This window comes from Alteromonas sp. H02 (assembly GCF_059682525.1).
This window is the reverse complement of record NZ_CM185021.1, coordinates 3,436,365-3,451,641: the sequence shown is the minus strand read 5'-3', so window position 1 is coordinate 3,451,641 and position 15,277 is coordinate 3,436,365. Positions and strand designations below refer to the sequence as shown.

Annotated in this window: 15 protein-coding genes; 11 read left to right on the top strand and 4 right to left on the bottom strand. The window is 48.7% G+C overall.

The genetic code is table 11. From position 1 onward, the window contains the following. Positions 1 to 41: 41 nt before the first annotated feature. Positions 42 to 2,129 carry an elongation factor G gene (gene fusA / locus AC566Q_RS15935; protein WP_499607997.1) on the top strand — a complete coding sequence of 696 codons (2,088 nt, stop codon included), beginning with the start codon at positions 42 to 44 and terminating at the stop codon, positions 2,127 to 2,129. Positions 2,130 to 2,244: 115 nt separating this feature from the next. Here fusA and AC566Q_RS15930 read toward each other — a convergent pair. Together AC566Q_RS15930 and AC566Q_RS15925 are read right to left on the bottom strand one after the other, a co-directional pair. Beyond that, a protein-coding gene (locus AC566Q_RS15930; RefSeq protein ID WP_499607994.1) for an IS630 family transposase occupies positions 2,245 to 3,274 on the bottom strand; the annotation gives its coding sequence in 2 pieces (ribosomal slippage) (positions 2,245 to 2,821 and positions 2,820 to 3,274; 1,032 coding nt in all). 65 nt (positions 3,275 to 3,339) lie between these two features. Next, the gene (locus AC566Q_RS15925; RefSeq protein WP_499617526.1) at positions 3,340 to 4,146 is read right to left on the bottom strand and encodes an EAL domain-containing protein; all 807 of its coding nucleotides are present in this window, start codon (positions 4,144 to 4,146) and stop codon (positions 3,340 to 3,342) included. Positions 4,147 to 4,276: 130 nt separating this feature from the next. Between AC566Q_RS15925 and AC566Q_RS15920 the strand changes: the two genes are divergently transcribed. From AC566Q_RS15920 to AC566Q_RS15910, 3 genes are all read left to right on the top strand, one after another. After that, positions 4,277 to 4,513, top strand: a complete 237-nt coding sequence (locus tag AC566Q_RS15920; RefSeq protein ID WP_499607991.1) for a hypothetical protein — start codon at positions 4,277 to 4,279, stop codon at positions 4,511 to 4,513. Positions 4,514 to 4,745: 232 nt separating this feature from the next. Further along, positions 4,746 to 5,273, top strand: coding sequence for a methanogen output domain 1-containing protein (locus tag AC566Q_RS15915; protein WP_105935509.1), 528 nt, complete (start codon positions 4,746 to 4,748; stop codon positions 5,271 to 5,273). Further along, a complete protein-coding gene (locus AC566Q_RS15910; protein ID WP_170308520.1) occupies positions 5,266 to 6,210 on the top strand; it encodes a GGDEF domain-containing protein in 945 nt (314 codons plus the stop codon). Before AC566Q_RS15915 ends, AC566Q_RS15910 begins: the two co-directional genes overlap by 8 nt. 9 nt (positions 6,211 to 6,219) lie before the next feature. On the opposite strand, the gene AC566Q_RS15905 is transcribed toward AC566Q_RS15910, so the two are convergent. Both AC566Q_RS15905 and AC566Q_RS15900 read right to left on the bottom strand, forming a co-directional pair. After that, complete coding sequence (locus tag AC566Q_RS15905; RefSeq protein ID WP_499607987.1) at positions 6,220 to 7,071, bottom strand: TraB/GumN family protein; 852 nt, start codon at positions 7,069 to 7,071, stop codon at positions 6,220 to 6,222. 104 nt (positions 7,072 to 7,175) lie between these two features. Continuing rightward, on the bottom strand, positions 7,176 to 7,670 hold the full coding sequence (locus AC566Q_RS15900) for a DUF2244 domain-containing protein (RefSeq protein WP_105935512.1): 495 nt from the start codon (positions 7,668 to 7,670) through the stop codon (positions 7,176 to 7,178). A gap of 139 nt (positions 7,671 to 7,809) precedes the next feature. Between AC566Q_RS15900 and AC566Q_RS15895 the strand changes: the two genes are divergently transcribed. The 7 genes from AC566Q_RS15895 to AC566Q_RS15865 all read left to right on the top strand — a co-directional run bounded on the left by AC566Q_RS15895 (position 7,810) and on the right by AC566Q_RS15865 (position 15,232). Next, complete coding sequence (locus AC566Q_RS15895) at positions 7,810 to 8,709, top strand: sulfite exporter TauE/SafE family protein (protein WP_240621989.1); 900 nt, start codon at positions 7,810 to 7,812, stop codon at positions 8,707 to 8,709. 134 nt (positions 8,710 to 8,843) lie between these two features. Next, positions 8,844 to 10,160 carry an alpha-amylase family glycosyl hydrolase gene (locus AC566Q_RS15890; RefSeq protein ID WP_105935513.1) on the top strand — a complete coding sequence of 439 codons (1,317 nt, stop codon included), beginning with the start codon at positions 8,844 to 8,846 and terminating at the stop codon, positions 10,158 to 10,160. A gap of 65 nt (positions 10,161 to 10,225) precedes the next feature. After that, positions 10,226 to 12,163 carry a DNA repair helicase YoaA gene (gene yoaA, locus AC566Q_RS15885; protein ID WP_105935514.1) on the top strand — a complete coding sequence of 646 codons (1,938 nt, stop codon included), beginning with the start codon at positions 10,226 to 10,228 and terminating at the stop codon, positions 12,161 to 12,163. A 3-nt stretch (positions 12,164 to 12,166) separates the two neighbouring features. After that, positions 12,167 to 12,844: a tRNA (adenosine(37)-N6)-threonylcarbamoyltransferase complex dimerization subunit type 1 TsaB gene (gene tsaB / locus AC566Q_RS15880; protein ID WP_105935515.1), complete on the top strand. Its 678-nt coding sequence runs from the start codon at positions 12,167 to 12,169 to the stop codon at positions 12,842 to 12,844. 102 nt (positions 12,845 to 12,946) lie between these two features. After that, the gene (locus AC566Q_RS15875; protein WP_105935516.1) at positions 12,947 to 13,249 is read left to right on the top strand and encodes a hypothetical protein; all 303 of its coding nucleotides are present in this window, start codon (positions 12,947 to 12,949) and stop codon (positions 13,247 to 13,249) included. Between the two features lie 279 nt (positions 13,250 to 13,528). After that, on the top strand, positions 13,529 to 14,224 hold the full coding sequence (locus tag AC566Q_RS15870; RefSeq protein WP_105935517.1) for a Slp family lipoprotein: 696 nt from the start codon (positions 13,529 to 13,531) through the stop codon (positions 14,222 to 14,224). Between the two features lie 162 nt (positions 14,225 to 14,386). Continuing rightward, a complete protein-coding gene (locus AC566Q_RS15865; RefSeq protein WP_499607981.1) occupies positions 14,387 to 15,232 on the top strand; it encodes an alpha/beta fold hydrolase in 846 nt (281 codons plus the stop codon). Positions 15,233 to 15,277 lie beyond the last annotated feature (45 nt).

Genomic DNA, 15,277 nt, shown 5'->3' with positions numbered 1-15,277 from the left:
TCGCGCCGTTTTTTTTACTCTGAACCAACGAAAGTGAACTAATGGCAGACTTATCTCATTACAGAAACATTGGTATTTTCGCCCACGTAGACGCGGGTAAAACGACCACTACAGAACGTATTTTGAAACTTACCGGTAAAATCCATAAGACCGGTGAAGTGCACGACGGTGAGTCAACGACTGACTTTATGGAACAGGAAGCTGAGCGTGGTATTACTATCCAGTCTGCTGCGACCACCTGTTTCTGGAAAGATCACCGCATGAACATCATCGATACTCCAGGACACGTTGACTTCACTGTTGAAGTTTATCGTTCACTGAAAGTACTCGACGGCGGTATCGGTGTATTCTGTGGTTCAGGCGGTGTTGAGCCTCAGTCTGAAACCAACTGGCGTTATGCTAACGAATCAGAAGTTGCTCGTGTTATCTTCGTAAACAAACTGGACCGTATGGGTGCAGACTTCTACCGCGTTGTTGGTCAGGTTAAACGCGTACTGGCGGCTAACCCGTTAGTTATGACCCTGCCAATTGGTATCGAAGACGAGTTCAAAGGTGTTGTTAACCTGCTCGACATGAAAGCCTACATCTGGGATGACTCTGGCCTGCCAGAAAACTACGAAGTAGTAGACATTCCTGAAGACATGGTTGAAAAAGCGCAAGAATATCGTGAGCAACTGGTTGAAACTGCTGTTGAGCAGGACGATGACCTGATGATGGCTTACATGGACGGCGAAGAGCCTTCTCTGGAAGACCTTAAGCGTTGTATCCGTAAAGGTACCCGCGATATGTCATTCTTCCCGACTTACTGTGGTTCTGCATTTAAAAACAAAGGTATTCAGTTAGTACTGGACGCTGTTGTTGACTTCCTGCCTTCACCTACAGAAGTTGATCCACAGGAGCTGACTGACGAAGAAACTGGTGAACCTACTGGTGAAGTAGCAACGGTTTCTACTGACGAGCCATTCCGCGCACTAGCGTTTAAGATCATGGACGACCGTTTTGGTGCCCTGACCTTTATCCGTATTTACTCTGGTGTACTGAACAAGGGCGACACCATCCTTAACTCAGCAACGGGTAAAACTGAGCGTATCGGCCGTATGGTTGAGATGCACGCAGATGAGCGTACTGAATTACAATCAGCCCAGGCTGGTGACATTCTTGCCGTTGTAGGCATGAAGAACGTTCAGACTGGTCATACTCTGTGTGATCCTAAGAACCCTTGTACTCTTGAGCCAATGATCTTCCCTGAGCCGGTAATCTCGATTGCTGTTAAGCCAAAAGATAAAGGCGCTAACGAGAAAATGTCTATCGCTATCGGTAAACTGGTAGCTGAAGATCCGTCGTTCCAGGTTGAAACTGACGAAGATTCTGGCGAAACCATCCTGAAAGGTATGGGTGAGCTGCACTTAGACATCAAAGTAGACATCCTGAAGCGTACTTATGGCGTTGAGCTGGAAGTAGGTCAGCCACAGGTTGCTTACCGTGAAACTATCACTACTCCGGTAGAAGACAGCTACACGCACAAGAAGCAGTCTGGTGGTTCTGGTCAGTTCGGTAAGATCGATTACCGCATCAAGCCAGGCGAGCAAAACTCTGGCTTCACGTTCACCTCTACCGTTGTTGGTGGTAACGTACCTAAAGAATTCTTCCCGGCCATCGAAAAAGGCTTTAAGTCTATGATGGATCAAGGTGTTCTGGCTGGTTATCCGGTTCTGGACGTTGAAGTTGAACTGTTCGACGGTGGTTTCCACGCAGTTGACTCATCAGCTATCGCGTTCGAAATCGCAGCGAAAGGTGCATTCCGTCAGTCTATTCCAAAGGCCGGTCCTCAGCTTCTTGAACCAATCATGAAAGTTGACGTGTTCAGCCCGGAAGACAACGTTGGTGATGTAATCGGTGACCTTAACCGTCGTCGTGGTATGATCAAAGATCAGGAAGCTGGCGCAACAGGTGTACGCATTAAGGCAGACGTTCCTCTGTCAGAAATGTTCGGTTACATCGGTCACCTGCGTACTATTACTTCAGGTCGTGGTCAGTTCTCTATGGAATTCAGCCACTACTCGTCTTGTCCGCAAAACGTTGCTGACAAGGTTATCGAAGAAGCTAAAGCGCGTAAAGCGGCCAAATAATTTGGTATCAGCTGATTCGATACTCACTGAGTAAAGCGTACGAAAAAACCCGCCGGATGGCGGGTTTTTTCTGTTCTGTTACCAGCTAAACAAGCACTTATGCCAATTGCATTAATTAATTGACCAAATTTGTCCACTCTCTCCAACAGAGACTTTTGACTCGCTCAACATCCGCAATGAATGTATTCCAGGCACGAGAGACCTGTTCTACTATTTCTTCGTAACCTCGAAATACCCGGTTTGATAAGCAACGCTGCCGTAGCCATTGCCATACCTGTTCCATCGGGTTCAGCTCCGGAGAATAGGCTGGGAGTTTTACGAGACTGACGTTGGTAAATGGGCTGGCCGTGTCGAATGTATGCCAGCCAGCGCCATCCATCACAACAACGGCATGACGCCCAGGCTCTGTCGCTTCGCTGATCAATTTCAGATGCTGCTTCATCACCTCTTTATTGACAAGAGGGCTGATAAGCGCCTGGGTATTGCCATTGCTCGGACACACCGCACCAAAGATATAGCCATAATCGAATTGCTGTTGCTTTACCACTCTTGGTCTGCTGCCCTTCGCAGCCCATATTCTGGACGTCTGATTTTGCTGACCGAATCGTGCTTCGTCTTGGAACCAGACGTCAACGCGATCCAGAGGGAGATGACCTGGAGTGTGAAGGATCGTTTCCAACTGGAAGTTTTTTAAAAGTATCTTGGGTTTGCTGTGATTGTTTAGGGTGTTTAGAGCGGCTGGTTATCCAACTGAAACCGAGCGTATCCATGATGCGGTATACGTTTCGCAACTGATAGTCGATTTGGAAGGTGTCGCTAATGTATTGTCGTACATCCTGTGCAATCAAACGACCTCCCTCCTTTTTAACCGCGTTTTCTTCAATAAAATGTGCGACCTGTTCTCGCTGAGAGACGGAGAGCTGGCAGGGTCTACCCGGACTAGGTTTGGATTGCAGGCCTTCAAGTCCGTGAGCCAGATAGTTGGATACCCATGTATTAACACTGCCTCTGGCAACCCCAAGGTAAGCGGCTATCTGAGTACGTGTTTCTCCTTTCTTGAAATGATACAAAGCTAAATAGCGGGTCCGTAATTGGCCGTTGGATGTCTGCTTTGCTAATTGTTTAAAGTCGTCGGCGGTATGCATATGAAAATCACTCGAATATGAATACTGCCATTAGATCAAACTTTTAAGGCAATTGGTATTATGCCTTAACGGTACTTTTCCTGACTAACGCGAGGGAATACCTCGTACTGTGGTGGTGAAAAGTAATAGCCCTGTTGGTGAGTAATTCCAAGTTCAGCCAGCGTATCCCGTTCTGCTTTGGTTTCTACTCCTTCAGCTAGGATGCCAATATTTAAATCACCGCAAAGTGCAGATAAAGCCGCCAGGATTTGTTTTTTACGCGAAGTAGTATCGATACTTCGAATTAAATTCATATCAACCTTTGTGCTGTCTGGCTCTAGTTCGGCCAGCCAGTCGAGGTTAGCGTAACCCGAGCCAAAATCGTCCAGTGCAACGTAAAAACCAATTTTTTTATAATACTCGATGATTTTTTGCAGATGAGACGTGTCCCGAATGTGTTCAGATTCGACCACCTCAAAAGTGATATTTTCACAAGGAAACTGGTATTTTTCTGCTGCAGCCAGTGTAGTGCGAATGCATATATCGGGTTTATAAACGGCCCCGGGTAAAAAATTGATATTTAAGCGCTCGCGAAGATTTGCTTTTGCGGCCAGCGCGATGGCCTTCACCCGGCATACCTGATCAAAGCGATAGAGATTGCTCGCCGTAACCTTGCCGATGATACTGGCTGCTGGCTCGCTGTTAAGGCCGCGTACTAATCCTTCATAGCCAAATATTTTCTGCTTTGCTAAATCGACCAACGGCTGAAATGCCATACTGAAATCAAACTCAAGTGCTTCGCCATTTCGACATCCCTCACAGGGCAGCGCTCTCGCGTTTTCTTCGGTAATAAATAAAGGTAGCTCTGTTGTTGTCAGGTTCTTAAAAGTCATCACTTAGTTTGTTTCTTAATCTCTCTACCCATGCTAGACGTTTTAGTTGTGCACTACAAATTCGGTGACTCAGATCAATACCGCTACCGCATATTTACATTAGATTTAACATATATTCCGGAGGTGAACTGTGACCGACCAAAAGCTAATCCTGCTGCTCAAAATCATCATGAGTATTGGCATCAGTCTTATTCTGGCTGGCGTTTACTGCCACATGTACAGCGAAACCATTGAACAAATGGGTGTCACCGGCATTGTTATCAGTGCTTGTCTGGTGGCGATTGGGATGATTTTATCGCTGCCAACCAAAATGTATCTCACCTTTATCCTGGTTAAGCGGGAAGAAGACAGCAAAAAAGCCCATTAAGGCCGATATACCAATGCCGCGCAGGCGGTTAATCGACTAAACAGTTTGAAATTACCCATCGTTTGGCAACCCTATGAACCACAGCGGAATTGTTTTTAACCTCTGGCTGGTTGTTATAACTGGTATTCCCGAGAATTTTGTTCTACACCTTTAGTATAGTTTTCGCTCAGAGGTAGTAATCATTGCGAAGCTAACTAAAGCCTGGAGTGAAGTTGTTCAGAAGGAAAACGTCATGGGTCAGAGTAACGTCATAGAGTTTGTTGAACTCGATATCGATATACAACAAAAGCACTTTTACCGTAAATGCCTGCTGGATCTCAATGATGTGTTAGAACAGATAATCGGTACCGAAGAAAGTGCTGCATTTGTCGGTCTGGTCGCTAGTCGTCTGGCTGATTTTTTCATGGATGCCTATCGCGCATCTTCAGGTCACAGGCGTTATTCAACCACTCAACTGGCAAATCTGCTGGTAGATTTGAAGCGCCGTATTGGCGGCGACTTTTATGTTGAATCTGTTTGCGCAAGCAAAATTGTGTTGCGCAATCGCCGTTGTCCTTTTGGAAATGAAGTCGTTGGTAACACCGCAATGTGCAATATGACTGCTGGTGTATTTGGAAAGATCGTTGCCGATAGTCAAAATTATGCAGCGGTATCGATAGATGAAGCAATCGCCCGCGGTGACAAGCAATGTCAGATCACCATCTTACTTGACATTGATGAGAATTTACCGACGAACTATAAGGAGTTTTTCAATGTCTGATAACGCCATTGAATTACTCAATAAACATATTAACACTGAGACAATCCTGAGTAACATTAAGAATCCGGCCCTCGTAGTGGGGATTTCAGGCAAGGTTGCCAGGGTTAATAACCGCTGTTCTAAGTTACTGCCAGAACTGGTTGAAGGTATGAACCTGTCGGATGTATTTAGTGAAAAAGGCGTATTTGGGTCCTTTACGCAAATGATACGTCATGGTTTATCTGTCTCGGGTTTACACCCTTGTAATATAACCCGGAAATCGCCCGAGAAATCTAATCAGAGCCGCTTTCTGGGCTACTTTGCCATGTTGCGTTCGCAGATCACTCACAGGCCTATCGCGATTTTAGTACACGTAGATGAGCAAAACAGTAAGCGCGAACGTTTTATACGTTTACAACAAGCCTTATCACAACGCGTTTCTGTGCTGCGGCAACTGCATAAAGACGGTTTACACGACCCGCTGACAAAGCTGAAAAACCGCCGGTTTATGGATAGTTTTTTAGCTATGGAGTGTGATCTCAACAAGCGTCAGTTACAGCAAGGTTCTTTGGCAGTAATAGATATCGATTATTTTAAGCATGTTAACGACACTTTTGGGCATACCACAGGTGACAGAGTGATTAAAATAGTGGCCGATGTTATTCGGGAGCGACTGCGAGAGAGTGACGTGTCTTGTCGCTGGGGCGGTGAAGAATTCGCCGTCTATTTGCATAATACCACCGGTGTTGATGCGATTACCCTGGCTGAAGAATTACGCATCTTAGTGCAAAGCAAGAAAATCGTTGAGCAGGGGAAAACCATACGCATCACGGTCAGCCTTGGCATTACAACTATTACTCACAATGATACCCCTACGAGTTTGTTCAGTCGCGCCGATAGCGCTTTGTACAAAGCCAAGCAACAGGGGCGTAATCAGGTATATATCGAATTTTCTTAATAAACCAGGCTAGAGTTTTTGTACCGAATAGCCGCGCTTTATTAACATATCCAAAACGCTGTCCGGCCCCGACAGATGCATGGTGCCAACCAGCACAAACTCAGTTTGCGCCGAAGTCAGCATTTCCTCTATGGCAGGCAGCCAGTTTTCGTTTCGTTGTACCAGCAACTGTTGATATATCTTAGGAAAGTCGTCATGAAAGCTTTTTCCCTGGCTTTGATATAAGGCGCCCATATCGCCGCTTTGCCAGTACTTTTTGAGCTCATCAAGCGCCTTGGGGAGTTGTTTCACATCATCCAGCGCGTAGCGGATCATCTGATCTTCGTCTTCGCCACCCAGCGCGGCAATAAATTCCAGCTGTTGCTGAGGCGACTCAAACCAGTCGAGTGCCTTCCCGTCGGTCATGGCTTTAAAATAGTAAAATTCATCTACACCCTGACTGGTTAATCCCAGTAATCGCAGTTCGGCGAAGCTCAGCGTAATGCTAATCAGGGCCGGTGTATAATTGGCCATGGCTGTTATGTCCATCTGCCGGGCCGCTAAGTGAGCCTTGAGTGCCTTGTAGGTTTCCTTCGATAAAACGTCTTTTAGTTGCGTACCGTCACCGTAGGTCAGTCTGGCACGGGAGTCTTGCTGGAAGCGTGGGCTGTTGAGCCCGGCGATATCGGTTTCAAATACCAGCTTGTCGGCCTGATTGTAGGCGATGCCATAGGCATTGGGCAGCGGAAAGTCTTGGGGACTTAAAATATGCAGCGTACCACCAATATAAACAGTATTGCCTGCTTTGCTTACTTGCCAGACCGACGCAGCATAGGCCCAGCTGCAGGTGAATAAAAATAGCCAGCATAAATGCTTCAGCATGCTCGGATGTCCCTGAACAAAACCATTAATCTACCTGCTAAGTACTTATCCGGCAATGATTAATGGCTTTAAACTGGCGAGGTGAGCGGGTGTAATAACAATAGTTAGTGTTTCCACCAGTGATGACGCCAGGCCGGGATGCCAATTTTCTTGATTTCCTCATAAAGGCGGTGACGGTCAGCCTGATTTAAAAACTCGCCAACCCTTACACTGTGTTCCGGGGTGACCAGAGCAAGCTGCGGTAAATACCAGTCGTGAGGGCTTTCTGACATTTCGAGGTGAGTGTCACGGCGGCTAAGCGTCACAGTTTGTGATGATTTCTGGTTGCTTTGGATATGCACGTAGTCTTTCTCAAATGACAGGGTTTGCGTGCGGTAAGTATTATGACTGACCCGGTAAAGCAAGTAACACAACAAGCCAACTTCAATACCGGCAAAGGGAAAGACGATCCAAATACCAAAAAATGCCCACATGGTTGCAATGATCAGGGCAACGCCTGCCATGCCAGCCATTAGCCATTTATTATGGACCCAGTCGGCGGAACGATTGGGTTGTAAACTGATAAGGCTAAAATGTGGCTGATGCTTTACTGAAACCATAGGCGCTGTTTACCTAAACTTAATCCGTTTTAGTATAGCGGGTAAATGTTGTAAAAATGTAGGTTTTAATAAAAGGGTGTTCGACTTCAACGGGAGATTCTGGCAAAGTGCTGCCGGTCAAAATCAATTGATTGTAAAAGTGAAGAAGACGTTTATTGCCCATCCCTGGCTGAGCCTGCTGGCGGTGTTGTGGTTATCCCTGATAATTATTGTAGGTGGCACAGAGCTACCAGTACTGCTGACTCAGTATGGCGGGTTTTTATTGCTGGGGATCGTTGGCGCTGTTTTTGCCAATGCCACGGGGGCCGGAGGCGGCGTAGTGTTCGTGCCGTTTTTTCAGCAACTGGCATTTTCTCCGGAGGCGGTCATCGCCACCAGTTTTGCCATCCAGTGCTGCGGTATGACCGCCGGTGCCATCAACTGGCTGCAGTTTTACCGGCATATTAAGAGTCAGCAGCCCGACTGGCTGTTGCTACCGGCTGTCCTGAGCCGCTGCATTCCTTTTGGTCTGGCAGGATTATGGCTGGCGCAGTATGGGTTTGATTACCTGGTGCCTCACCTTAGTTTCTCGGCCGTGTCATCACAGTTACACATTGGCTTCGGCGCGTTTTCTATTTTGTTGGCGCTGGCGATTATGGCCTCGTCGAAACGATTAAGCAGTCCTCAGGGGCGCAGTCAGATAACCGCAGCAGATAAAAACTGGCTTGCCGTGATCAGCTTTGTGGGTGGCATCATTACGGCATATTTGTCGGTAGGGATAGGTGAACTGGTTGCCGTGTACCTGATTGTCAGACGCTTTGATGTCACACTGGCCATTGGTGCAGCGGTGATTATTTCGGCGGTCACGGTTTGGGGAGCGGTTGGTTATGGCGCCTTGGTGAGTGCTGCCGTAAACTGGTATGTTGTGTTGTTTGCCGGCGCTGGTGCAGTGATTGGCGGTCGCCTTGCAAGGTATGTGGTGCTGTTCTTTTCGCCCAGACAGGTGAAACTGTTTTTTGCGCTCTGGGTGCTGTTACTGGGCATACTGAGCATTGTATAAACAGCCTGACTGTTATCTGTACTGTACACTCCCCATTGGCTAAATAATTCAGACTTTGGTCTTGCCCTTTAAGATAAGCTGGCAACTCTGCTATGGTGACTTTATCTATTTACTGGTGAACGGATCCTCACTACATGGCTTATTCTCCGGCTAATCTCTACACCCTCACGCAGCCCGACTGGAGCAAAGACGCGGTTATTTACCAGGTCAATACCCGTCAGTTCAGTCAGGCGGGTACCTTCGATGGTGTCACCGAAAAACTGTCTCATATCGCCGGATTGGGCGCCACAATCATGTGGCTGATGCCTATCCATCCGATTGGCGAGAAACATCGCAAAGGTGAGCTCGGCAGTCCTTACGCCGTGAAAGATTATTTTGCTGTAAATCCGGAGTTTGGTGACGAGAGCAGTCTTCGGCGACTCATTAAAGAAGCCCATGCGCTGGGGCTGAAAGTCATCCTCGACTGGGTGCCTAATCACAGTGCCTGGGATAACCATCTGGTGACGCAACATCCCGAGTGGTATGCACGCGATTACAAAGGCGATTTTCGCCCTTCACCCTGGTGGGACTGGAGCGATATCATCGAGTTTGATTACGAACAGCCGGGCCTGCGTGATTATATGATAAAGGCCATGGCTTACTGGGTTGAAGAGTTTGATATCGACGGTTACCGGTGTGATGTAGCAGGCTATGTACCCAATGATTTTTGGCGCCAGCTTCGCGTAGCGCTGGATGACATTAAGCCGGTCTTTCTTCTTGCTGAATGGGAAGATCGCGATCTCCATCGTGACGGCTTTAATATGAGCTATGCGTGGAGCTGGAATGAAGCCATGCATGAAATCGCTCAGGGGCAGGCGCCTGTGGACCGATTACGAAAATATTATTCATGGAACGAACGGGCCTGGCCCCGTTCAGCCTACCGCATGACTTTCGTCAGCAACCATGACAAAAATGCCTGGGACGGCACCCAGCAGGAGCAGTTTGGTGAATGTTTAGAGGCAGCGATAGTATTGTCGGTGCTCGGCGAGGGAATGCCGCTCATTCACAATGGTCAAGAAGCGGGTGAGAGCAAACGGCTGGCCTTTTTTGAGCGCGATCCTATCGAGTGGCAGGCCCATCCGATTGGCGAGTTGTACCGTAAACTTATTCATCTGAAAAAACGGGTACCGGCACTCTGGAACGGCAAGTATGGTGCGCGCATGATACAAGTGCCTAACTCTTTGCCCGGGCAGGTGCTCAGCTTTGTTCGCAGGCAAGACGATGTAAAGGTATTTGTGGTACTGAATCTTTCGGCAGATACTGCTGACGTGGATTTTCATGAAAATCTGTATCGCGATGAATACATTGACCTGTTTGAAGCATCATGTACGGCGGTAGCGCAAACCGATACTCTGAGCCTGCCACCCTGGGCTTACAGGGTGTTTGTGTCGGCAAACTTTCCCCTGATCTAACAGACCCACAGACGAGCTGTAAAAACTTTGGCATAATAGCGCTTTTGCACTCACTCAGGAACAACATGCCCAGTTTAGATGATGTATTTTCGGGCTCGGGATTGCTGGCTAAGGCGATTCAGGGGTTTAACCCCCGTCAGGCGCAAACAGACATGGCAAAAGCCGTCGCCAGCGCCATTAACGATGCCGACAGTTTAATTGTTGAGGCCGGCACCGGCACCGGAAAAACCTTTGCCTATCTGGCTCCTGTGTTGCTGTCGAAGGGAAAATCCATTGTTTCCACGGGCACCAAAAACCTCCAGGAACAGTTATTTCACCGCGACCTGCCGGTGATTAAAAAAGCTCTCGCCAGCAATCGTAAAACAGCGTTGCTAAAAGGCCGGGCTAACTATCTTTGCCTGCATCGTCTTGCTCAGCATGGCGGTAATTCTACTCTGGTGGAATCGGATGTACTGAACGAATTATCAACCGTAAGAGCCTGGGCAAACACCACCAAAACCGGAGATATGGGCGAGGTGAAAACCCTGCCTGAGGATGCTCGGGTGATCCCTCTGGTAACCTCCACGGTGGATAACTGCCTGGGGCGTGATTGTCCCGATTATGAAGACTGCTATCTGGTAAAAGCGCGCAAGAATGCCATGGAAGCTGATATCGTAGTGGTAAATCATCACCTTTTCTTTGCTGATATGGCACTGCGCGACACCGGCTTTGGTGAGCTTATTCCCGAAGCCGACTGCATAATCTTCGACGAAGCCCACCAGATCCCGGAAATCGCCAGTGAATACTTTGGCGAGGCTATCTCAACCCGTCAGCTAACCGAAATCAGCAAAGAGATCACCTTGTTGTATCGTACGGTGTTAAAGGATGCCGATCAGTTGGAAAAAGCCGGTGAGAAGGTACGCATGCAGGCCGCAGACCTGCGTTTGTTGTTTGCCGATAAGCCCCAGCGTGGCCACTGGCTGGAGGCCATGGAACGCGAAGAAGTAGCAACCCAGGTGAGCCGCCTCGAAGATGCAGTGGGCGTACTGTACGATATTTGTAAACTGCACATTGGGCGCGATAAAGACCTTGATAACCTGTTTGATCGTATTGTGCAGAGCCGTGAAAAACTGGCCCTGTTTACCACCAAAGAGCATGACGGAATGAGTTTGTGGTATGAAACCACGCCGCGCCATATTGTAATGCATATGACACCTCTGTCGATTGCCGCGAAATTTCGCCGTTTTGTTGAGTCTGACGATCGCGGCTGGGTATTTACCTCGGCTACACTGGTGGTTGATAACGACTTTACTCACTTTCAACGGCGCATGGGGCTGGAAAAAGCCAGAACCATGATGCTCGACAGCCCGTTTGATTATGAAAGCCAGGCCATGTTATGCGTGCCACGTTATTTACCCGAACCGCACATGCCGACCATGCGCAAGCAACTGGTTACCATAGCCAAGAAGCTCATTAAAGCCAGCGGCGGGCGTTGCTTTTTGCTGTTTACCAGCCATGCTGCGTTGCAAGAAGTCGCTGCAGCATTACAGGAACAAATTGATAATCCGGTACTGGTGCAGGGCAGCACGTCAAAACAGGCTCTGTTAAGTGCTTATCTGTCTGACCCTTCGGCTGTACTGCTTGGTACTGGCGCCTTCTGGGAAGGCGTAGACGTGCGTGGCAATGATCTGGTGTGCGTAATGATCGATAAATTGCCGTTTGCGGCGCCGGATGATCCGCTGCTGCAGGCCCGGCTGGAGGAATGCCGTAAAAAAGGCGGTAACCCGTTTGGTAGTATCCAGATCCCGCAGGCGGTTATTACTCTGAAACAGGGCGCAGGCAGACTGATCCGCGACCCGGCTGATGCCGGAGTGCTGGTAATTTGCGATAATCGCCTGGTTACCAAACCCTATGCCCAAACCTTCCTTGGCAGTTTACCGCCAATGAAGCGGACCCGGGATGTCAGTGAAGTCGAAAAATTTCTGGCCAATATCGAGCAAACAGAACACGTTACAGAAGAATAATCCATGAACATTTTAACTATTGACACTGCCACCGAAGCTTGTTCGGTTGCCTTACAGTTTAATCAGGCACTGTTTACCCGTTACGAGGTTTGTCCGCAACAACACAGCCAGAAGATTCTGCCCATGGTGGATGCGGTGATGAAAGAAGCCGGTGCTTCTTTAGCGGCACTCGACGGCCTGGGTTTTGGCCGTGGCCCCGGCAGTTTTACCGGTGTGCGTATTGCCACCGGCATTATTCAGGGGCTTGCTTTGGGCAGTCAGCTTCCTGTTGCCGGCGTCAGTACTCTGGCCGCTATGGCACAGCAGGTGATCAACTCCGGTGACGTTAATGACGTTGCCGTAGCCATCGATGCTCGTATGGGCGAAGTGTATTTTGCTCATTATCAAAATCAGCAGGGCATAGCGACGCTGGTAGGCGAAGAGCAGGTGACTTCACCTGAGGCCGTCGCTGAACAACTTGATGTCTCTTCAATGGCGGTAGCTGGCACCGGCTGGCAGGCATACCCGGTGTTAAGTGAATTGCTTAAAGTGCAATCAGTAAATGTGTCTTATCCTTACGCAAGGTTCATGCTGCCGCTGACAGAACAAACGCTGAATGCGGGGCAGGGCATGGCGGTGGACGCCATTACTCCAGAGTATTTACGGAATACGGTTACCTGGAAAAAGTTGCCTGGCCGCTAAGTGCCGGCCAGGACTGGCGTGATATTTGCTGTACTTTGAGTTTAACTAACGACGGCTCACTGGCTGTCAGTACTTTGGCAATCGACAGGCGTTATCGGCTTCATGGAAATTCGTCAGCAATTAATCACACCCAATGTAGAGCGCAATGCTCCGCAGCCCAAACCTGCGACAAAATCCGCAGCGGTGGAGCGTGTTGATAAAGCGCCAGCAAGCCAGTTAGATGCTATTCAACCTCGCACCGGCGATGATAATACCCGTGCCCAGGCGGAGTCGTTTCGCCGGACGTCAGGCTACGATCAGCCTCAGGGCCCGGCCATTCTCGCCCTGGAAGCTTACGCCAGTCACGAACGTGAAACCAAGCGCGCAGCCATACGTGAAATGATGGGTGTCGACCTTTACGCCTAATTCGGCTATTGCCAGATTAAACTATCCTTGATTAGCATTGTCATAATCAGTAACTTGTTGATTCATTATAATGAACCACACTGAATTCAGTTTCTATTCAGTTTAATCTTCTACACTAAATAAGAGTATTTCAGGATTGAACCCGAGCATACTGATCCGTTGATAAGATGTGAGCAGTATGATTGATAGGTCAGGCACGGAGCCGCAGGCTTTTGGTTCAGTTGAAATGAACCGTGGGCCGGATGGCTCTTACATGTTTAGCTAAAGCAAGGAACCCATATGTTAGTTCGTGCATTCGTCGTTATCTTTGCATTAAGCCTGTCGGCTTGTGCAGTTGTTCCCGAACCGCTACAGGTACCAGAAAATACGCCGTTGGTGGGATATAACAAGGCAGTGGTTGCTGGTGACGATATTCTGGGTAAAAGCGCTCGTTGGGGCGGCATAATTACTAACGTCGAGAATAAACCCGACCAAACCCTTATTGAAGTGGTGTATTTCCCGCTTAATCACTATGGCAAGCCGAACGCCAGTGAAGAAACACCGGGGCGGTTTAAAGCGGTTATCAATAAATTTGTGGATCCTATCATGTTTGAAGAAGGGCGCACTGTGACTTTTCTGGGCAAGGTGGGTAAACCACTGGCAGGTATGGTAGGCGAACAACCCTATATGTTTCCGTCACTTACGGTCGACAATTACTACAAATGGCGTCGCCAGAGGCTGTACGATACATCTACGGTGTTCTTTGATTTCTACTCAGGCTGGTATTCACCGTTCTACCACCCTTACTGGAGTCCGTGGCGATTTGGCCCGAGTGTACGTATGATCCGCACTTACAAGGATCCTGCTTATTGGTCGGGGAGTAAGAATAACTATCGGCCGCCTTCTAACAGCCGTCCGAGTATGAGTGCGCGCCCACAACCAAGGCAGCAACCGCCGAGTTCCAGAAGTAAAGCTCAGCGCCGCCTGGATCCTTAGGTAATAAGTTGCCGCTTGCGGCAACTTTTAGCCCGGTGCGCGGTAATGTCATGCCTCGGGCTGCGCTACTGTTATCAACAAAGGTTCAACATTTACCTCCGTCGCTGCTAAACTGCTGCTCAATGTCTATGAGTCACAGGGCAATGCCCCCAGGGAGTAGTAATGCAAGCGTGTGAGTTTTCAATATCGTCGGGCACCATCAGAGGCATGACCAATGGCCAGCAAGGCCAGGTCGTGTTGGCGTTACACGGTTTTTTAGATAACGCCGCCAGTATGGCTTGCCTGGCGCCGTCGATGAGCAGGTATCAGTATATTGCTATCGATCTGCCCGGCCATGGACTGAGCGATCACCGCCCACCCGGCGCCCACTATAACCAAATGGACTACATACAGGACCTGCATGAGCTGGTAGTATCTGAAGACTGGCAGGATGTTGTGATTGTCGGTCATTCCATGGGCGGTATACTAGCCAGTATTTACGCCGCCGTATTCCCCGAGCGGGTAAGCGCTATTGCTATGATTGACGCCTGCGGGCCGCTAACATTGCCTCCTGAAACCAGTTCAGAACAATTAAGAACCTCAATACTTTCTCGTATGCCCAAGCCTGGCCGCACCGGCAGCCCCCTCGAGGTAGATCTGGATGCTGCGGTGGCCGCTCGTTGTAAAATGAGCGACATTACTGCTGAGCACGCCGCCACTATTCTGCGCAGAAATATAACCATTCGTGAAGACGGCCTCAGCGGCTGGCGCAGCGATCCGCGTTTACGCACCAAATCATCGTTACGGTTAACCGAGTCACAGGCGCAAAATCTGCTGGGAGCTATCGAATGCCCGGTTTGGATCGGCGGTGCCACAGACAGCTTTAAGGAAATGGATACGACCTATGACAAACGCAAAAGCTGGTTGAAAAACAGTCGGTTTGAACTATTCTCAGGGGGGCATCACTTCCATATGGTTAATCCGTCAGCAGTTAGTAATGCAATTTGTCGGTTTGTTGAAGAAATGTAAATAACAGCGTTTATCTTTTGCTGATCATCCTATACTATATGCAAC